This is a genomic window from Streptomyces rimosus, from assembly GCF_008704655.1.
In the GTDB taxonomy this organism is placed as follows: domain Bacteria; phylum Actinomycetota; class Actinomycetes; order Streptomycetales; family Streptomycetaceae; genus Streptomyces; species Streptomyces rimosus.
On the sequence record NZ_CP023688.1, the window covers coordinates 7,486,768 to 7,505,770 of the forward strand.

Below are 19,003 nucleotides of genomic sequence, written 5' to 3' on the forward strand. Positions count from 1 at the left end.
GCTCACCAGACCTCCGGCTTGCGGTGCGCCCACGGCCGGGCCCGCTCCAGCTGCGCCGAGAGCGCGATCAGGGTCGCGTCCTCCCCGTACCGCCCGCCCAGCATGACGCCGATCGGCAGACCGGCCGCGTTCCAGTGCAGCGGCACGCTCACCGCGGGCTGGCCGGTGGCGTTGTAGAGCGGCGTGTACGGGGTGAAGGCACCGACCGCGGCGAACTCGGCCTGCGGGTCGGCGTCGTTGCGCAGCGCGCCCACACGCGGCGGCGGCGTCGCTACCGTCGGCGTCAGCACCACGTCGAACCCGCCCTCGCGCGGCATCACCCCGTCAGCGATCAGCTGCCCCAGCATGCGGAACGCGTACAGCGCGCGGGCGTACTCGACCCCGGGGATCTCCGCGCCGCGCCCGCGCAGATAGCGGGTCAGCGGCAGCAGCTCCGCCTCGCGCTCCGGCGGCACCGGGCGGTTGGCGGCGATCACCGACCAGACCCGGGTGAAGGCCAGGCGGTAGCTGTCGTCGGTGGGCAGGGACAGTCCGTCCACGTCGTGCCCGAGGTCCGCGAGGAGCGCGGCCGTCTCCGTGACGGCGGCCCGGCAGTCCGGGTGCACCTCGACGCCGGGGAACGGCACGTCGATCAGGAAGCCGACGCGCAGCCGTCCCGGGTCGCGCCGGGCGTGGGCCGCGTACGTCTCGCCGGGCGGCAGCGCGGGCGCCGCGTACGGGTCGCCTGGCATCGGGCCGGCCATCGCGTCCAGCAGCGTGGCGGCGTCCGCGACCGTACGGGCGAGCGGGCCCGCCGTGGCCAGGCCGGAGACGTCGTGCTGCAGCGGGCCGGGGCTGATCAGACCGCGGCTCGGTTTGATGCCGTACAGGCCGCAGAGCGAGGCGGGGATACGGATCGAGCCGCCGCCGTCGCTGCCGTGCGCCACGGGGGCCAGCCCGCCGGCCACCGCCGCGGCGGCCCCGCCGCTCGAACCGCCCGCCGTCCGCTCCAGGTCCCAGGGGGTGCGGGCGGGCGGCGCGAGGAGGTTCTCCGTGTAGCAGGGCAGGCCGAATTCCGGGGTGTTGGTCTTGCCGAGCAGGATCGCGCCCGCCCGGCGCAGCTTGGTGGCGACATGGTCGTCCCGCTCCGGCACATAGTCGGCGAACGCCCGCGAGCCCATCGTGCAGCGCACCCCGGCGACCTGCGTCAGGTCCTTGACCGGCACCGGAACCCCGTGCAGCGGCGGCAGTTCCCGCCCCTCGCGCCGTGCCACGGCGGCCTCGTCCTCCGCGGCGGCCGCTTGTTTGCGGGCGACGTCGGGGGTCCGGGTGAGGTATGCGCCGAGTGTGCTGTCCAGGTCCTCGGCGCGGGCGAGGTAGTGCTCGGTGATCTCGACGGGGGACAGTTCGCCGGTCCGTACCCCGGCGGCCTGCTCCAGAGCGGTCAGATCGTGCAGTTCGGCCATGCGGGTCCGCCTTCGTGCGCTGTGGGGTCCGGTCCGGGCGGGCCGGGACCGGCGGTGCTGTGTCAGCCCGTGAAGAGTTGTCTCAGTTTCAGGGCCAGTTCGTAAAGGCCGTACCCGAACGGGAGGCCGACCCACAGCCAGGCCACGACGAGCAGGGCGGTGCGGCGCGCGGTCACGAGGCGGCTCCCTTCGGGGCGCTGGGGGCGGCGGTCCGTACCCCGTACGGCGGTGGCTCGTGGTGCCGCGGGTGGACGGGCCGCACCAGCTCGTTCGCGGCGAACCCGACGACGAGCAGACCGATCATGACGAAGAAGGAAGTCGTGTACAGCTCGGGGCCGGTGTGCCCGGCGGACCTGCGGGCGTCGGCGATGGCGTTGACGATCAGCGGCCCGAGGACGCCCGCGGTGGACCACGCGGTGAGCAGCCGGCCGTGGATCGCGCCCACCTGGTACGTGCCGAACAGGTCCGTCAAGTAGGCGGGCACGGTGGCGAACCCGCCCCCGTAGAACGAGAGCAGTACCGCGGCGCACCCGATGAACAGCGGCTTGGACGCGTCGCCCGCCAGCGCGATCAGCAGATACATCAGCGCGCCGGCGCCCAGGTAGAGGCGGTAGACGTTCTTCCGCCCGGCCAGGTCGGAGGTGGCCGACCAGACGATCCGGCCGAGCATGTTGGCCAGCGACAGCAGGCCGACGAAGCCCGCCGCGGCCGACGCGCTCACCGGCGCGGCACTGTGCGCGAAGAAGTCGGCCACCATCGGCGCCGCCTTCTCCAGGATGCCGATACCCGCCGTGACGTTCGTGCACAGCACCACCCACAGACACCAGAACTGCGGGGTGCGCAGGGCGTTACGGGCGGAGACCTGCGCGGTGACCGGGGCGCGGGGCGCGGCCGTACGGCGTGGGGCGGAGCCGCCCGCGCCGGGGGTTTGCGCATCAGGGGCCTCCTCCTCGGTGGGCGGCACCCGTACGAGCAGCACCCCGAGCGTCATGAAGACCGCGTACGCCAGCCCCATCACCAGGAACGTCCGGGCGATCCCGGCCGGATTGGTGCCCAGTACGCCCAGCAGCCAGGCCGACCAGGGCGAGGCGATCAGGGCGCCGCCGCCGAAGCCCATGATGGCGATGCCGGTGGCCGTGCCGGGGCGGTCCGGGAACCACTTGATGAGCGTGGACACGGGGGAGATGTAGCCGATGCCCAGGCCGACGCCGCCGATCACCCCGTATCCGAGGACGACGAGCCAGTACTGCCGGGTGGCCGCGCCGAGCGCCGCCACCAGGAAGCCCGAGGAGAAGCAGACCGCCGAGACGGCCATCGCCCAGCGGGGGCCGTTGCGCTCGACGAGGGTGCCGCCGAACGCGGCGGACAGCCCCAGCATGACGATGGCCAGCTGGAAGGGGAGCGCGGACGCCGTCCCGGACAGGCCCAGCGCGGATTCCAGGGGTGGTTTGAACACGCTCCACGCGTACGCCTGCCCGATGGCGAGGTGGATCGACAGCGCCGCGGGCGGCACGAGCCAACGGCTCCAGCCCGGCGGCGCGACGACGGTACGGGGACGGGAACGGCCGGACGTACGCATGAGGCGGAACGTACAGCGTTCACCCACCTCCGGGAAGTACGCCCACGCCGCGCCCGCGTCCGCGAACCCGCCGGCACCGCGCCCCGGCCGCCCCTCAGGCCGCCACGGACAGCCGCCGCTCGCGGGACGACTGCCGCGCCTGCGCCAGCGTCTCCCTGGTCAGCACCGACAGCGGCGCCACGATCCCGCACTTCTGGCACACCGGTCCCGCCATCGGAAAGCGTTCGAGATCCGTGCGCCAGACGAACCACCGCGTGTCGCAGACCGGGCAGTCCGCCCGCGGCGTACCCGCCTCCATCGCCCGGATCATGCTGCGCAGCACCGCGGGCAGCGGCGCCGCGGGATGCCGGTGGGGCGCTTCGCACGGCACGATGTCACAGCCGCCCCACGTACGCCGGTGCCAGTCGTCGAGCGCACTGGGCTGCCGGATGCCGTCGTGCTTCTCGCGGCGCCTGCGGGCCGCGAACTCCTGCTCGTACCCGAGCCAGACGGCGCGGGCCTCCTCCAGTTCCTCCAGCGCGGCCACCAGCCGCGCCGGGTCGGGTTCGCGGTCCTCGGTCGCGATGCCCGCCCTGGTGCACAGATGGTGCCAGGTCGCCCGGTGCCCGTACGGGGCGAAGCGTTCGAGGCACTTGCGCAGGGCCGTACGCCGCTGGGTGGCGACGAGACGGGGGTTGCGCACCTGTTCTGCGAGAGCTCTGAAACCGGCCAATTCATCCCACCTCCGTGGGGAGGACCCGACTGGACAGAGAATGGACGTAGCGGACCGCCCACCGGATCCATCGAACTGTCTTGCGGGTGTGTGGTGGCGGCACTCGCGCCGCACCGGTCGCGCCCCTCGCTCCCGGTGTCCCCCGCGGCGCCCGGCGCGCCTCGTGTGCATCATCCACCGTACATCTGTGGGGATTTGAGAAAGTTAAGGTTGCCCACCTTCCGACTGCGGCGCGGTTTCGGCGCCCTCGCCGCAAGGGGCGCCGGTGACTCCTGGTACCCACACGCGGGGCGATCGATCCATGAGACGGGCCACTTGACGCTTTCCCGACCCGTACGAGGGTCCGCGCCGCTCTATTCCCTCGTGACCCGCCCGGCCCCCAGCACCACCCGCGCCAGCTCCCCGTGGCAGATGTCACTGTGCGCGCCGGCGGGCGGCGGACCGTCGCGGACCACGGACGACGCGTCGATGTTCACGCAGCCCGCACCCGGGACCGCGGCGCCCAGCCGCACGCTCCGGGTGCCGTCCACCGCCTGGATGCCGTCATGGCCGATCGCGCCCCAGCGGTCGAACAGACCCAGGAAGCTCGCCGAGTCGCCGGAGAGCTTGGAGGCCAGCGGGTAGAGCATGCCCAGCGCCGAGTCGTGCCCCGAGAAGCAGGCCACCATCGGGCCGTCCACCCGCTGCTGCACCCCTTGCAGTGCCCCGCCGTGGTCCGGGTCGTGCGGCAGCCGGGCGGCGAAGGCGTAGTGCGAGAAGGCGGCCTGGAGCAGGGTCACGGACTTCACCGCGGTGTCGCCGGCGGGCATGCCGCGCAGCGCGTACGACACCAGCCGGGCACCGAAGCTGTGCCCGATCAGGTGGATGCGCACGCCCGGCGCGCTCTCGACCAGCGCGCCGAGCACCGGGCCCAGCCCCAGCTGGCCCACCACGCCCGACCGCCGCTTCATCCCGTAATAACTCGACTGCCGCAAAAACTCCTTCGCCCCGTTCCACAGCCGCTTCAGACCGTCCCCGAACAGCTCCTGATGCCCGCACTTCTCCAGCGCCGCCGTGAAGATCTCGCACACCCCGAGCGGGTCGTCGGTGAGCATCGCGGGCATGCCGGCGCCCAGGTCCTCGGCCAGCCGTTCCGCCGGGCTGTTCGCGCGTACGGACACCAGGTCGCGGACGAGACGCGCGTACTCGTCGAAGGCGGACCGGGCCTCGGGCCGCCCGGCGAGCAGCTCCTGCACGCGCCGCAGCGTCAGCTCCCGGCCGGGGAAGCACCGCGCCAGAGCGCGCAGCGTCGCGTCCTCCAGCAGCGGCGGACCGGCCGGCACGGTGGGCAGACCGGCCGGTGCCGGAGGGAAGTCCGGGATCGGCTCGTCCGCGAACCGCATCGCCGGCCAGATCACCCCGGCGTACCCGAGGCGCACCCCGGCCCCCGCCATCGCCGGGAACGGCGCGAAGAACCGCCCGTACAGACTCGTGGCCATCGACCGGTCGTTGTTCCAGCCGTGCGCGAAGACCAGCAGGTCGGTGACGCGCTCCCGCGCCGCCCCGGCCACCAGCCGGTCCCGCTGCCCGGCGTCCGGGTCGCCGTCGGCGTCGAACGTCAGCTCCCAGTACGGCTGTACGCCGATGTCCCCGGCCGCCGCTGCGCCGGAACTGCCCGCGGTACCCGTCATGACGCCCCCCTGAGCGGCGCGCCGGGCCACGCTGTCGGGCCGGACTTCCGGGCCGCGCCGCGTTGTGCAGCGCATCGTCCTGCGGAAGGGGGAATCCGGCCATACGTCAGGTGGGGGCGATCCGGGGGCGGGGCCGGAACCCGGTAGCAGCCCCGGCCCAGCGGCTTCTTCAGCCCGCCAACTCCCTCTCCCGCGTCTCCGGCAGTGCAAGTACGCACAGCAGCGACACGACCGCCATCGCCGTCACATACCATCCCACGGAGCCCGACCCGAAGGCCGCCTGCAACCGGGTCGCCACCAGCGGCGACACCGCGCCGCCCAGTACCCCGCCCAGGTTGTACGCCAGCGAGGCGCCCGAATACCGCACGGTGGTGCCGAACAGCTCCGGCAGATAGGCGCCCATCGGCCCGTACACCACCCCCATGCAGAACAACGCGCCCCCGATCGCCACCGCGATCAGCACCGGCTGTCCGGTGTCCAGCAGCGGAAAGAGGACGAGCCCCCAGACGACCGCGGCCGCCGTCCCGGCCAGCACCAGCTTGCGCCGCCCCGCGCCGTCCGAGCGGGTGGCGGCGAGCCAGGTGCCGGCGGCCAGGAAGAGGCAGGCGATCAGTGAGAGGGCGAGCATGGTGTTGCGGGAGACGCCGAGCGTGCCGGTCGCGTACGCCAGGCAGTACGTGGTCGCCGTGTAGAAGAGCCCGTACGCGATGATCATCCCGCCCGCGCCGAGCAGCAGTTCACGCGGATGCCGGCGCAGCACATCCAGCGCGGGCACCTTGCTCGCCTCCCGCGCGTCCATCACCTTCGCGAACACCGGCGTCTCGCTGATCTTCAGCCGTACGAACAGCCCCACCGCCACCAGCAGGAACGACAACAGGAACGGCACCCGCCACCCCCACGACCGGAACGCGCCGTCGTCCAGCACCGCCGACAGCAGCCAGAACACGCCCGTCGCCGCGAAGAACCCCACCGACGGCCCCAGTTGCGGAAACGCCGCATACAGCCCGCGCCGCTTCTTCGGCGCGTGCTCCACCGCCAGCAGCGCGGCCCCGCCCCACTCGCCGCCCAGCCCGATCCCTTGCAGGAACCGCAGCACGATCAGCAACAGCGGCGCCCATATCCCCAGCGTCCCGTACCCCGGCAACAATCCCACCAGGGCGGTCGACAACCCCATCAGCAACAACGAGGCCACCAACACGGACTTCCGCCCCACGCGGTCCCCGAAATGCCCGAACACCACCGACCCGAGCGGCCGCGCCGCGAACGCCACCGCGTAGGTGGAGAACGACGCGAGGGTGGCGTTGACCGGATCGAGGGTCGGAAAGAACGCCTGGTTGAGGACGAGGGCGGCGGCCGTCCCGTAGATATAGAAGTCGTAGAACTCGATCGCCGTCCCGATGAACGAGGCCACGGCCACACGGCGGAGGCGTTCGGGGGCGGCGGGCGCGGCGGTGTCCTCGCCCGCGGGCGTATGCGTCACGCCCGGGACCCCGTCCGCCGGAACGGCTGCTGATGTCGCGTCACTGTGCACGAGCCGCACTGTCACGCGGGACTGTTGGGGCAGTCAATAGGTGGGATGTGGTGTCTTGGGTGGTGAGACGGGGGAGGTGGTGGTGATCGGGACGGCAGGGGCCGTCGTTCGCCGATTTCCGGCCTGATGATGATCGCGGCTCGGGTGGCCATCGCGGCCTTGGTGGTGGTCATCGTGCTGATGCTGGCCGGCGTGGTCTACATCAGCCTGTTCGTCGGGTGGACGCCGGGAAGGGCGGAGCCGGGCGATGTCGTCGGTGCCTGGACAGGGCCGCACGGCGCGCAGGTGACGTTGCGCAAGGACGGGTCGGCGACCGCGTCGAAGGTGCCGAGCAACCCCGGGGACCACAACCCGGAAGACACCTTCGGCGGCGAGGGCACGTGGAAGCTGGGGAGGGCGACGAACTCCCTCGCGGAACAGGACATTCAGGTCGAGGTCGGTACCGGGCCGGGAAAGATCATGACCTTCGAGCTGGTGGTCGACGGCGACGGGGCGCGGGACGGCCTCCACATACCGGTGTCCGGCCAGGTGGCGGCTGCCGGGGCGGGCCATGGCGGTGCGAGGGCCGTCGGCCAGGTGGTCGGTGACGCCGAGGAGGGCCGCCTCCCGTTACCAGTGTCGCCGGCACCCCCTCCCGCTATCAGTAGCGCAGATACTCCCTCCGCATCCGCCGGAAGCCCGCCAAGTCCTCCTGCCAGGCCCCGGCTACCTCATCCACTCCGGCGCCCGCGTCGATCATCGTGCGGACGCGTGGGGTGCCGGTGAGTTTGTCGATCCAGTGGTCCGGGCGCCAGGCGAAGTCGGGCCAGGTGCGTTTCGCGGTGATCAGGAGGGCGATGCCGGTGCGGACCGGGTCGAAGGCCCGGCGGTCGTGGACGTGGAGCTGGACGCCGCCGATGGTCTTGCCCTGGAACTTGGAGAAGGTGGGGGCGAAGTGCGCCTCGCGGAAGTGGACGCCGGGGAGGCCGAGGTCCGTGGCGAGGGCGGTGATCGCGGCGGCCCAGCGGCGGTCGATGCCGTCCGCGCCGAGCAGTTCGAAGGGGCGGGTGGTGCCGCGGCCCTCGGAGAGGTTGGTGCCCTCGAAGAGGCAGGTGCCCGCGTAGACCAGGGCGGTGTCCGGGGTGGGCATGTTGGGGCTGGGTGGGACCCAGGGGAGGCCGGTCGCGTCGAAGAAGTCCGACCGCCGCCAGCCCTTCATCGGGACGGTCTCCAGCTCGGCCGGCCGGCCCGCCACGCGTGGCACGAACTCGGCGTTGAAGAGGACGGCGAGTTCGGCCACGGTCATGGCGTGGGCCAGGGCGATCGGTTCACGGCCCACGCCCGAGGCTTGGGCACGGTCCAGTACGGGGCCGGTGGCGGCGCGGCCCGTCACCGGGTTGGGGCGGTCCAGGACGACGAAGTGTTTGCCCGCGAGGACGGACGCGACCATGCAGTCGTACAGCGTCCAGATGTAGGTGTAGAAGCGCGCGCCGACGTCCTGGATGTCGAAGACGACGGTGTCCACGCCGGACCGGGTGAAGATGTCCGCCAGCGCCCGGCCGCTCTTGCCGTACGTGTCGTGGACGGGCAGGCCGGTGGCCGGGTCCTCGTAGCTGCCCTCGGAGCCGCCCGCCTGCGCGGTGCCCCGGAAGCCGTGCTCGGGGCCGAAGACGGCGGCCAGGTCCACCCGTTTGTCGGCGTGCATCACGTCCACGATGTGGCGTACGTCCGGGGTGACGCCGGTGGGGTTGGTGACGATGCCGATCCGGCGGCCGGAGAGGAGGGCGTAGCCGTCGGCGGCGAGGCGGTCGAAGCCGGCGCGGACCCGGGGGCGGGCTCCCTGTGCGGAGGCTTCTGCCGCTCCGGTCCCGGCTGCATCGGTGCCAGACGTATCGGTGCCGGTCGCTTCGCCGCCTCCCGTCGCGGACCGGCCGGCGCCCGTGCCTCCGTACGCCGCAGCCGCCTCGCCCGTCATCGCCGTCGCACCCATCGCACCCGCCGCGCTCGTGACCGCCGTAGCGGCCAGCAGTTTCCGTCTGGACACGGTCATGCGTCCACCTCCGCCGTCAGGCCAGTGTCGTGCGCACGCTAACGCCCGGCGGCCTCCGGGGGAACGCGCCGGACGGCGTGCCGCGTGCCGTCGCCGCGTCCGGCGCACGGGCGGGTCCGCGCCCTTCCGCTTCGCCATACCGACTGGTTAGTCTGCCTGGCAGTCGTGTCAGGGGCGACCGATCAGGGGCGACCGAGGGAGACCGCAGGTGGAAGCCGTACGGGACAGGACAGTCGTGGTGACCGGGGCGGGCGGCGGCATCGGCGCCGCGCTCGCCCGCCGCTTCGCCGCCGGAGGGGCGCGGGTGGCGGTCAACGACCTGGACGCGGCCAAGGCCGAGGCCACCGCGCGCGAGATCGGCGCCGTCGCGGTTCCCGGTGACGCCTCCACCGTCGTACCGGCGGCCCGCGAGGCGCTCGGCGGCACCGTCGACATCTTCTGTGCCAACGCCGGGGTCGGCACCGGCGGCGGCCCCGAGGCGCCGGACGACGCCTGGGAGCTGGCCTGGGACGTCAACGTGATGGCGCACGTACGGGCGGCCCGCGCGCTGCTGCCCGAGTGGCTGGAGCGCGGCGCGGGCCGGTTCGTGTCCACCGTGTCCGCGGCGGGCCTGCTGACCATGGTGGGCGCGGCCCCGTACAGCGTCACCAAGCACGGCGCGTACGCCTTCGCCGAGTGGCTGTCGCTGACATACCGGCACCGCGGGATAGCCGTGCACGCGATCTGCCCGCAGGGGGTGCGCACCGACATGCTCGCGGCCACCGGCGCGGCCGGGGAGCTGGTGCTGACCCCGACGGCGATCGAGCCCGCCGCCGTCGCCGACGCGCTCTTCGCGGCGATGGCGGAGGAGCGGTTCCTGGTGCTGCCGCACCCGGAGGTCGGGGAGTACTACACCGCGCGGGCGGGCGATACCGAACGGTGGCTGGGCGGCATGAACCGCCTCCAGCGGAAGCTGGAAGGCGCCGGGCGGCCGGAGGCCGTCGTGGAGCCCGCGGCCGGTGCCGCCGCGGCCGAGGAGGCGGCCCGATGACCTCCTACCAGGACAAGCCCTGGCTGGCCCAGCTCACCGACGCCCAGCGCGCCCCCGTGCACCCGCACCCCTCCGCCCTGCACGCCTTCCAGGACGCGGCCCGCCGGGCCCCGGACCGCACCGCCCTCGCCTACTTCGACGGCCGGCTGTCGTACGCCGAGGCCGACGCGCTCAGCGACGGTGTGGCCGGGCACCTGGTGGCGCGCGGTTTCCGGCCCGGCGACCGTGCCGCGGTCATGCTCCAGAACACGCCGCACTTCGCCCTCGCGCTGCTCGGCGTCTGGAAGGCGGGCGGCATCGTCGTCCCCGTCAACCCGATGTACAAGTCCGCCGAGATGACGCACATCCTCACCGACGCCGAGGTCACCGCCGTCGTCTGCGCGGACCACACCTGGAACGCGTTCCTGCGGACGACGGCCGCCGCGGCGCCCTCCGTACGGATCGCGCTGACCGCCTGCGAGCGGGACCTCCAGACCCGCGACGACGCGCGGGTGCTGCGCGGCGAGCGGCTCGGGCCGTGCGAGGGCGCGGACGATCTGCTGGCGGCGGCCCGCGCGTACGAGGGACGGCCGCCCGGCGTGGCCTGGCCGGACGCCGCGGACACCGCCCTCATCAGCTACACCTCCGGCACCAGCGGCACCCCCAAGGGCGCCATCAACACCCACGGCAACATCGCCTACAACGCCGAGCGGCAGCGCACCGGCCTCGGTCTGCCCGACGGCGCCACGTACTTCGCGCTGGCCCCGCTCTTCCACATCACCGGCATGGTGTGCGAACTGGCCGCCTGCTTCACCAACGCCGGCACCCTCGCGCTGGCCTACCGCTTCGAGCCGGGCGTCGTCCTCGACGCGTTCCTGGAGCACCGGCCCGCCTACACCGTCGGCCCGTCCACCGCCTATATGGCGCTGATGGCCCAGCCCCATGTCACCCGGGACCACTTCGCGTCCTTCTCCTCCCTCTCCTCGGGCGGGGCGCCGCTGCCGCCCGCGCTGGTCGAGAAGTTCCGCGCGGACTTCGGCCCGTACCTGCACAACGGCTACGGGCTGACCGAGTGCACCGCCCCCTGCGCCAGCGTCCCGCCCGGCCGGGAGGCGCCCGTCGACCCGGCCTCCGGCACCCTCGCCGTCGGCGTGCCGGGCCCGGACACGGTCATCCGGATCATCGACGACCAGGGCCGGGACGTGCCGTTCGGGGAACAGGGCGAGATCGCGGTGCGCGGCCCGCAGGTGGTGCCCGGCTACTGGCGCCGCCCGGACGCCACCGCCGAAGCCCTGCCGGACGGCGAACTGCGCACCGGCGACATCGGCTTCATGGACCTGGGCGGCTGGCTGTACGTCGTCGACCGCAAGAAGGACATGATCAACGCGTCCGGCTTCAAGGTGTGGCCGCGGGAGGTCGAGGACGTGCTCTACGGCCACCCCGCGGTGCGCGAGGCGGCCGTGGTCGGCGTGCCGGACGCGTACCGGGGCGAGTCGGTCAAGGCGTATGTGAGCCTGCGGCCCGGGCTGCACGCGGAGCCGGCCGAGCTGGCCGGGTACTGCAAGGAGCGGCTGGCCGCGTACAAGTACCCGCGCCAGGTGGAGATCCTGCCCGAGCTGCCGAAGACGACCAGTGGCAAGATCCTCAGGCGGGAACTGCGCGGGCGCGGCTGACCGCGCCCGCGGGGGCACCACGCAACGATACGAAGCACGACGCACGAGGGACAGGTGAGGGCGATGGCCGGGACGACGGACGGCGGGAGTACCGGGAGTACCGGGAGCACCGGAGGCACCGGGAGCACCAAGCCCGTGGCCCAGCGGCTGCTGGCCACCGCCACCCGGCTCTTCGCCGAGCGGGGCTACGACCGCACCTCCGTCCAGGAGATCGTCGAGGCCGCCGGGGTCACGAAGGGCGCCCTGTACCACTACTTCGGCTCCAAGGACGACCTGCTGCACGAGGTGTACGGCCGGGTGCTGCGGCTCCAGCAGGAGCGCCTGGACCACTTCGCGGACGCCGACGCGCCGGTGGAGCGGCGGCTGCGGGACGCCGCGGCGGACGTCGTGGTCACCACCATCGAGAACCTCGACGACACGAAGATCTTCTTCCGCTCGATGCACCACCTCTCACCCGAGAAGGACAAGCAGGTACGGGCCGAACGGCGGCGCTACCACGAGCGCTTCCGCGCGCTGGTCGAAGAGGGCCAGCGCACCGGGGTGTTCAGCAGCGCCACCCCCGCCGACCTGGTAGTGGACTACCACTTCGGTTCGGTGCACCACCTCGGCACCTGGTACCGCGAAAACGGCCCGCTCACCCCCCAGCAGGTCGCCGACCACCTCGCCGATCTACTGCTGCGGGCGTTGCGGCCGTGAGAGCCCCGGACGCAGGGCTCAGTTCTCGCAGGACCTGCACCACTGGTTGAACTCCTCCCCGCCGGCCGCCTCATCCGCGTCGAGCCGGTCGGGAGCGCCTGCCGAATCGACTCCCGGGCGGCGTACACCACTGGGCAGCCGCCCGTGGGCGGCGGTTTCGTGCCGGTCGACGTCATGCGGCGTGCGGCAACCCTGGAGCGACGTTGGGGGAGGCCGACGGTGGTAGCCGGGGTAGGGGCCGCCGTCGGCGGCGCCGACCCCTCACTCCCCACCCACCCTCTTCTCGAACCAATGATGCGCATACGGCTCGTCGTTGAAGGCCGGGACCTCTTCGAAGCCGTACGAGCGGTACAGGTCGATCGCGCCGCTGAGGGCCTTGTTGGTGTCCAGGCGCAGTGCGTAGCGGCCGTACCGTACGGCCCGTGTCTCCAGCTCGCTCAGCAGGCGGCGGCCGAGGCCGAGGCGTCGTGCGTCGGGGGACACCCACATGCGTTTGACCTCGGCGGGGGCGTTGGGCGGGAGTTTCAGGCCGGCGCAGCCCACGGGGGTGCCGTGTAGCCGGGCGACCAGGAACAGGCCGTGCGGGGGGCGGAGTTCGCCCGCGTCGGGCAGCAGGCTCCGGGCGGGGTCGAAACCGGTCTCGAAGCTTTGCTGCATCTCGGTGAAGTAGGACTTCAGGCAGTGCTGCGCGTCGGGGTGGGCCGGGTCGACGACGTCCAGGGTGACCGTGGCGGCGGTCAGCAGCCGGTCGACCTCGGCCATGGCGGCGACCAGCCGCGCGCGCTGGCCGGCGTTGAGCGGTTCCAGCAGGGAGCCGGCCAGTTCGTCGCTGCGGTCGTCCAGCGCGGCGTGCTCCGCGCGGCCCGCTTCGGTGAGCCGTACGGTGCGCACCCGCCGGTCCTCGGGCTGCGGTTCGACCGTGACCAGGCCGTCGGCCTCCAGGGCACGCAGCAGGCGGCTGACGTACCCGGAGTCGAGCCCGAGGCGCTCGCGGAGTCGCCGTACGTCCTGGCCCCGTTCGCCGATCTCCCAGAGCAGCCGGGCCTCGCCGATGGGCCGGTCGCGGCCGAGGTAGTGGTCGTGGAGCACGCCCACGCGTGCGGTGACGGTGCGGTTGAAGCGCCGCACCTGGTCGATCTGTGCCGCATCCATTCTCTGACCTTAGTCAGAGAATAGGGGGCGGGTCCAGTGTCACAGGTAAGCCTTCAGCTCCCGCCGCGCCAGCGACCGCTGGTGCACCTCGTCCGGCCCGTCCGCGAGCCGCAGCGTGCGGGCCGCCGCCCACAGCTCCGCCAGCGGGAAGTCCTGGCTCACCCCGCCCGCGCCGTACAGCTGCACGGCCCGGTCGAGGATGTCCACGACCGTGCGCGGTGTGGCGATCTTGATGGCCTGGATCTCCGTGTGCGCGCCCTTGTTGCCGATGGTGTCCATCAGCCACGCGGTCTTCAGCACCAGCAGCCGCAGCTGCTCCACGGCCACCCGCGCGTCGGCGATCCACTGCTGGACGACCCCCTGGCGCGCCAGCGGCTTGCCGAAGGCCGTACGGGACACGGCGCGGCGGCACATCAGCTCGATGGCGCGCTCGGCCATCCCGATCAGCCGCATGCAGTGGTGGATACGGCCGGGGCCGAGCCGGGCCTGCGCGATGCCGAAGCCGCCGCCCTCCTCGCCGATCAGGTTCGCCGCGGGCACCCGTACGTCGTGGAAGACGACCTCGGCATGGCCGCCGTGGTAGTGGTCCTCGTAGCCGTACACCTGCATGGCGCGCCGGACTTCGAGGCCCGGGGTATCGCGCGGGACCAGCACCATCGACTGCTGGCGGCGTACGTCCGCACCGTCCGGGTCGGTCTTGCCCATCACGATGAAGATCCGGCACAGCGGGTTCATCGCGCCGGAGATGTACCACTTGCGGCCGTTGATGACGTACTCGTCGCCATCCCGCTCGATACGGGTCTCGATGTTGGTGGCGTCCGAGGAGGCCACGTCCGGCTCGGTCATAGCGAACGCCGACCGGATCTCGCCCGCCAGCAGGGGCCGCAGCCACTGCTGCTTCTGCGCCTCCGAACCGAACTGCGCCAGCACCTCCATGTTCCCGGTGTCCGGCGCCGCGCAGTTCAGCGCGGTGGGCGCGAGTTGGGGACTGCGGCCGGTGATCTCGGCGAGCGGCGCGTACTGGAGGTTGGTCAGGCCCGCCCCGTACTCCTCGTCCGGCAGGAACAGGTTCCACAGGCCCCGCCTGCGCGCCTCCGCCTTCAGGTCCTCCACGATCTGCGGGGTGTCCCACGGCGAGGCGAGCGCCGCCCGCTGCTCGTCGGCGACGGCCTCGGCCGGGTAGACATGCTCGTCCATGAAGGACAGCAGGTTCTTCCGCAGCTCTTCGGTACGGGCGTCGAATGCGAAGTCCATCGGCGTGCCTCAGCCTTCCTCGGCGGTCGTCGTCAGGGTGTCGAGCGTGGCCCGGCCGCGGTCGATGAAGACCGGCACCAGCTCGCCGATCCGGTCGAAGCCCGCGCCGACGGTCTGCCCGAGTGTGTAGCGGTAGTGGATGCCCTCCAGGATCACCGCGAGTTTGAAGTACGCGAACGCCGTGTACCAGGCGATGCCGGACACGTCCCGGCCGGACCCGGCCGCGTACCGCTCGATCAGCTCGGCCGGCTCCGGATGGCCGGGCGCGCCGCGCGTGGTGGCGATCGGGGAGCCGGGCACGTCCTCCTGCTCGCTGTACATCACCAGCAGGCCGAGATCGGTCAGCGGATCGCCAAGGGTGGACATCTCCCAGTCCAGTACCGCCGTGATCCGGTCGTCCGCGCCCACCAGGACGTTGTCGAGCCGGTAGTCGCCGTGCACGACGGTGGGCGCGGGGGAGGCGGGCAGCGAGCCGGCCAGCGCCTCGTGCAGCGCGTCGATGCCCGGCAGGTCGCGGCTGCGCGACGCCGCCAGCTGCTTGCCCCAGCGGCGCAGCTGCCGCTCCAGGAAGCCGTCCGGCCGCCCGAAGTCGTCGAGGCCGACCGCCGCCGGGTCCACGGCGTGCAGTGCGACCAGCGTGTCCACGAGGGAGAGCACCACGCCGCGGGTCCGCTCGGGCCCGAGCTCGGCGAGCTGCCCGGCCGTACGGTACGGCGTGCCCGCCACCAGCTCCATCACGTAGAACGGCGCCCCGAGGACCGCCTCGTCCTCGCACAGCAGCAGCGTCCCCGGCACCGGCACCGCCGTCGGGTGCAGCGCGCTGATCACCCGGAACTCGCGCCGCATGTCGTGTGCGGTGGCCAGCACATGGCCGAGCGGCGGGCGGCGGACCACCCACTGGCCGGTGCCGTCGGTGATCCGGTAGGTGAGGTTGGACCGGCCGCCCTCGATCAGCTCGGCCTTCAGGGGGCCCCGCACCGTGCCGGGTCGCTCCCGGTCCAGGTGGTCCCGCAGCCGCTCCAGATCGAGCCCCGGTGGACCCGGCCGCGCCGGGGACCGCGGGGGAGGGGTGCCGTCGCTCATCGTGCTCCTCCGTACGGAAAGAGGCGGTCGGCCCGGTCGGGCAACCGGGCCGCTACGATCATGCCGACTAGTCGGTATGGCGTCCAGAGGGTGAGTGTGGGGTGTGGGTCACCCGGCGCGAAAGGGCCGGCCGGCCTCAGATCAGGATCGCCGCGCCGAGCACCGCCAGCGCGCAGGTGCAGGACACCAGGGCCAGTGCCGTACGGGCGGACAGGACCGGCGGCCGGCCGGCGTACATCGCCCGCATCCGTACGTGTGCCGCCGCCACGAAAGCGATCCACACCAGCAGGACCAGCGCGACCGCCACGATCACCACCGGACCCGGGTCGCGGTGCTGCACCACCTGGCGGCCCGCCAGTATCGCGACCGCCGTGCAGGACAGGGTGGTCCGGCGCCAAGCGAGCCGGGTGCGCTCCGGTTGCAGGCCCGGGTCCCGGTCGGGGCACGGCCGGCCATGACGCGGCTGGTCGCGTCTCAGCTGGTCACGACCCGGCTGGTCAGGGCGCGTTTGGTCGCGACGCGGCTCGTCCTGGCGCGCCTGGTTCCGACGCGGCGAACCGGCCATCGGTCAGCGCGTCCAGCCGATGGCGACCAGGACCACCATCGCCGCCGCCAGCAGACCAACGGCGACCGCCAGCACCGCCGGGAAGCGGGAAGCGGGCAGGTCCTCGCCGCGCCGCATCGCCCGCTCGCAGCGCACCCAGTGGTTGACCGCCCGCACCGCGCACAGCGCGCCGCCCACCAGCAGGACGACGGTGCACGTCGTCCGCAGCACATCGTGCAGCCGGGGCAGGAACTGATCCACCGCGAACCCGCCGCCCACCAGCGCCAGCCCGGTCCGCAGCCAGGCCAGGAAGGTGCGTTCGTTGGCGAGCGAGAAGCGGTAGTCGGGGGTCGTGCCCTCCTCGCGGACGCGCGCGGGCGTGAACCACAGCCGGACGCCCGCGCCGATCGACCGCAGTCTGTCGGTGAGGATCATGGCCAGAACCCTACGCGGTGCGGTCCGTCCGCCGCCCCTTCCGTGCCGTTCGACCGTGCGCTTCCCGCCGTGCCGTCCGGCGGGCCGCCCGTACCGTACGGCCCGTCGGCTACCCGTCCCGCTCCGCCCGCCACTCCAGCAGCCGTTCGTAGGCGGCCATGCCGTCCGGCGTCCATTCCCACTGCGGGATGCGCTGTGCCAGCTCGGCGTCGGTGAGGAAGGTGTGCCAGGCAACCTCCGACTCCTGCGGCTGTACGGGCAGCGTGCAGCGCACCTCGTAGACCGCAGACCACCAGGTGTGCTCCGGCGTCTCGTACAGGAACTTGAACAGCGGGACCGGCTGCGGCAGGCCGCTGACGCCCAGCTCCTCCTCCGCCTCGCGCAGCGCCGTCCCGTCGTACGTCTCGCCCGCGCCGACCACGCCGCCGACGAACATGTCGTAGTGCGAGGGGAAGACCAGCTTCTGCGGGGTGCGCCGGTGCACGAAGATCCGGTCCTCGGCGTCCCGGGCGAGGATGAACGTGCAGCGGGTGCGCAGCCGGTGGGCGTAGGCGTCGCCGCGCCGGGCCTGCCCCACGACCTCGTCGCTCTCGTTGACGATGTCGACGATCTCGTCCGCGTTCAGTGCTTGCTGTGGGTCCATGGACCCATGCAACCAGCCCGGACGGACCGCGGCGCGGCGGGCCCGGCGGCGCGTCACCGCCGCGTGCCGCGCGTCACTGCCCCATGACGTAGCGGACCGTCGGCCCGGCGGTCCAGCCGCCGTCCACCGCCAGTTCGGCCCCGGTGACGTAGGACGCCGCGTCGGACAGCAGGAAGACCACCGCCCCCGCGATCTCCTCGGCCTCGCCGACCCGCCCCATCGGCGTGTTGGGGTACTTGCCCGCGCCCGGCTCGATGCCCGCCTGCTCGGTCATCGGGGTGAACGTCATGCCGGGGTGCACCGAGTTCACCCGGATCCGCTCGGTGCCCAGCTCCACCGCGCCGATCTTCGTCAGGCCGCGTACGCCCCACTTGGAGGCGCCGTAACCGCCGGTCAGGGCCAGGCCCATGAGGCCGGCGGCGGAGGAGATGTTCACGATCGAGCCCGCGCCGCGCTCGCGCATCGCCGGGATCACGGTCTTCATGCCGATGAAGACGCCGGTCAGGTTCACGTCGAGGACCTTGCGGAAGAAGTCCACGGAGACCGACTCCAGCGGCTGGCCGGTGGCTATGCCGGCGTTGTTGACCAGCCCGTCGATGCCGCCGAACGTCTCGGTCGCGTAGTCCGCGGCCCGCTGCCAGCCGTCCTCCGAGGTCACGTCGTGCACGAGGAACCGGGCACGCTCGCCGAGCCGTTCCGCCGTCGCCCGGCCCTCCTCCTCCAGTACGTCGGTGAGCAGCACGTGCGCGCCGGCCGCGACCGCCCGCTCGGCGGCAGCGGCTCCCAGTCCGCGGGCGCCGCCGGTGATGATGACGGTCTTGCCGTGCAGGTCGTGCTGGGCGTGGGCGTCGGTCATGTTCGGTTCCTTGCCTGGAGAGTGGGGAGTGGGGCGGTCACGGGTACGGCGCGGCCGCCGGGGCCAGCAGGAACGCCTCCGTGGTGGCGATGAGGTCGGCGCGGAACAACTCCTCGTACGTCAGCGGCCGGACGCCGTCCAGGTACTGCCGGGCCCGGTCGGCCAGTGCCGCGCCGATCAGCGTCAGCGCCAGGTCGATCCGCTCCAGGCGCAGCGCCTCGGGCAGGCCCGCGGCGGCGAGCGCGTCCTCCGCCAGGCCGATCAGCCGCCAGGTCGCGGTGCCCGCCAGCGTCGGGTGCGGGGTGCGGGTGCGGACGCCGCTCTCGTGGGTCAACTGGGCGGAGATACGCAGGCAGCGGCGGCCCCGGTCGTCGCGCAGCTGGGTCGCCTCGGCGGTGATCAGCACGCCGATCAGCGCCCTCAGTTCGGGTCCGGCGGCGCCGGAGCGGGCCTCCACCGCCGCCAGCGCGGGCGCGAGCACCGCTTCCGTACGGGCCAGCCGTCCCGCCATCACGGCGTCCAGCAGCCCGGCCCGCGAACCGAAGTGGTACTGCACGGCCGACGGGTTGCTCTGCCCGGCCAGCCGCACGATGTCCCGCGTCTGCGCCCCGTCGACACCGTGCGCCGCGAAGACCTCCTCCGCGGCGCGCAGCAGCTTCTCCCGGGTCTCGGCCCCGGACGTTCTCGCCATG

Annotated in this window: 18 protein-coding genes; 3 read left to right on the forward strand and 15 right to left on the reverse strand. The window is 73.0% G+C overall.

Annotated features, from left to right (window positions below; all coding sequences use genetic code 11):
• Positions 1-2 precede the first annotated feature (2 nt).
• The 7 genes from CP984_RS32700 to CP984_RS32725 form a co-directional block, all read right to left on the reverse strand.
• Positions 3-1,445 carry an amidase gene (locus tag CP984_RS32700; RefSeq protein ID WP_030178804.1) on the reverse strand — a complete coding sequence of 481 codons (1,443 nt, stop codon included), beginning with the start codon at positions 1,443-1,445 and terminating at the stop codon, positions 3-5.
• Positions 1,446-1,507: 62 nt separating this feature from the next.
• Complete coding sequence (locus CP984_RS43120) at positions 1,508-1,621, reverse strand: MFS transporter small subunit (RefSeq protein ID WP_003982118.1); 114 nt, start codon at positions 1,619-1,621, stop codon at positions 1,508-1,510.
• Entirely contained in the window at positions 1,618-3,024 is a 1,407-nt protein-coding gene (locus CP984_RS32705; RefSeq protein ID WP_030178800.1) for an OFA family MFS transporter, read from the reverse strand. Before CP984_RS32705 ends, CP984_RS43120 begins: the two co-directional genes overlap by 4 nt.
• Positions 3,025-3,118: 94 nt before the next feature.
• The gene (locus CP984_RS32710) at positions 3,119-3,736 is read right to left on the reverse strand and encodes a hypothetical protein (protein ID WP_030178798.1); all 618 of its coding nucleotides are present in this window, start codon (positions 3,734-3,736) and stop codon (positions 3,119-3,121) included.
• 353 nt (positions 3,737-4,089) lie between these two features.
• The gene (locus CP984_RS32715; protein WP_003982121.1) at positions 4,090-5,406 is read right to left on the reverse strand and encodes a hypothetical protein; all 1,317 of its coding nucleotides are present in this window, start codon (positions 5,404-5,406) and stop codon (positions 4,090-4,092) included.
• Between the two features lie 169 nt (positions 5,407-5,575).
• Complete coding sequence (locus tag CP984_RS32720; protein WP_003982122.1) at positions 5,576-6,886, reverse strand: MFS transporter; 1,311 nt, start codon at positions 6,884-6,886, stop codon at positions 5,576-5,578.
• Positions 6,887-7,577: 691 nt separating this feature from the next.
• On the reverse strand, positions 7,578-8,966 hold the full coding sequence (locus CP984_RS32725; protein WP_003982123.1) for an exo-beta-N-acetylmuramidase NamZ family protein: 1,389 nt from the start codon (positions 8,964-8,966) through the stop codon (positions 7,578-7,580).
• Between the two features lie 208 nt (positions 8,967-9,174).
• Between CP984_RS32725 and CP984_RS32730 the strand changes: the two genes are divergently transcribed.
• From CP984_RS32730 to CP984_RS32740, 3 genes are all read left to right on the forward strand, one after another.
• Positions 9,175-9,996, forward strand: a complete 822-nt coding sequence (locus CP984_RS32730) for an SDR family oxidoreductase (protein WP_043978939.1) — start codon at positions 9,175-9,177, stop codon at positions 9,994-9,996.
• Positions 9,993-11,648: a class I adenylate-forming enzyme family protein gene (locus tag CP984_RS32735; RefSeq protein ID WP_003982125.1), complete on the forward strand. Its 1,656-nt coding sequence runs from the start codon at positions 9,993-9,995 to the stop codon at positions 11,646-11,648. The genes CP984_RS32730 and CP984_RS32735 overlap by 4 nt, the downstream gene beginning before the upstream one ends.
• 63 nt (positions 11,649-11,711) lie before the next feature.
• Positions 11,712-12,344, forward strand: a complete 633-nt coding sequence (locus tag CP984_RS32740; RefSeq protein WP_003982126.1) for a TetR/AcrR family transcriptional regulator — start codon at positions 11,712-11,714, stop codon at positions 12,342-12,344.
• Positions 12,345-12,605: 261 nt separating this feature from the next.
• On the opposite strand, the gene CP984_RS32745 is transcribed toward CP984_RS32740, so the two are convergent.
• The 8 genes from CP984_RS32745 to CP984_RS32780 all read right to left on the reverse strand — a co-directional run bounded on the left by CP984_RS32745 (position 12,606) and on the right by CP984_RS32780 (position 19,002).
• Entirely contained in the window at positions 12,606-13,496 is an 891-nt protein-coding gene (locus CP984_RS32745; RefSeq protein ID WP_003982127.1) for a bifunctional helix-turn-helix transcriptional regulator/GNAT family N-acetyltransferase, read from the reverse strand.
• Between the two features lie 39 nt (positions 13,497-13,535).
• A complete protein-coding gene (locus CP984_RS32750) occupies positions 13,536-14,750 on the reverse strand; it encodes an acyl-CoA dehydrogenase family protein (RefSeq protein ID WP_003982128.1) in 1,215 nt (404 codons plus the stop codon).
• Positions 14,751-14,759: 9 nt separating this feature from the next.
• Positions 14,760-15,833, reverse strand: a complete 1,074-nt coding sequence (locus CP984_RS32755; protein ID WP_003982129.1) for a phosphotransferase family protein — start codon at positions 15,831-15,833, stop codon at positions 14,760-14,762.
• A 136-nt stretch (positions 15,834-15,969) separates the two neighbouring features.
• Entirely contained in the window at positions 15,970-16,398 is a 429-nt protein-coding gene (locus CP984_RS32760; RefSeq protein ID WP_003982130.1) for a DUF202 domain-containing protein, read from the reverse strand.
• Between the two features lie 3 nt (positions 16,399-16,401).
• A complete protein-coding gene (locus tag CP984_RS32765) occupies positions 16,402-16,812 on the reverse strand; it encodes a YidH family protein (protein ID WP_003982131.1) in 411 nt (136 codons plus the stop codon).
• Between the two features lie 109 nt (positions 16,813-16,921).
• Complete coding sequence (locus CP984_RS32770; protein ID WP_003982132.1) at positions 16,922-17,455, reverse strand: NUDIX hydrolase; 534 nt, start codon at positions 17,453-17,455, stop codon at positions 16,922-16,924.
• A 73-nt stretch (positions 17,456-17,528) separates the two neighbouring features.
• Positions 17,529-18,311 carry a glucose 1-dehydrogenase gene (locus CP984_RS32775; protein ID WP_003982133.1) on the reverse strand — a complete coding sequence of 261 codons (783 nt, stop codon included), beginning with the start codon at positions 18,309-18,311 and terminating at the stop codon, positions 17,529-17,531.
• Positions 18,312-18,348: 37 nt separating this feature from the next.
• Entirely contained in the window at positions 18,349-19,002 is a 654-nt protein-coding gene (locus CP984_RS32780) for a TetR/AcrR family transcriptional regulator (protein ID WP_003982134.1), read from the reverse strand.
• Position 19,003 lies beyond the last annotated feature (1 nt).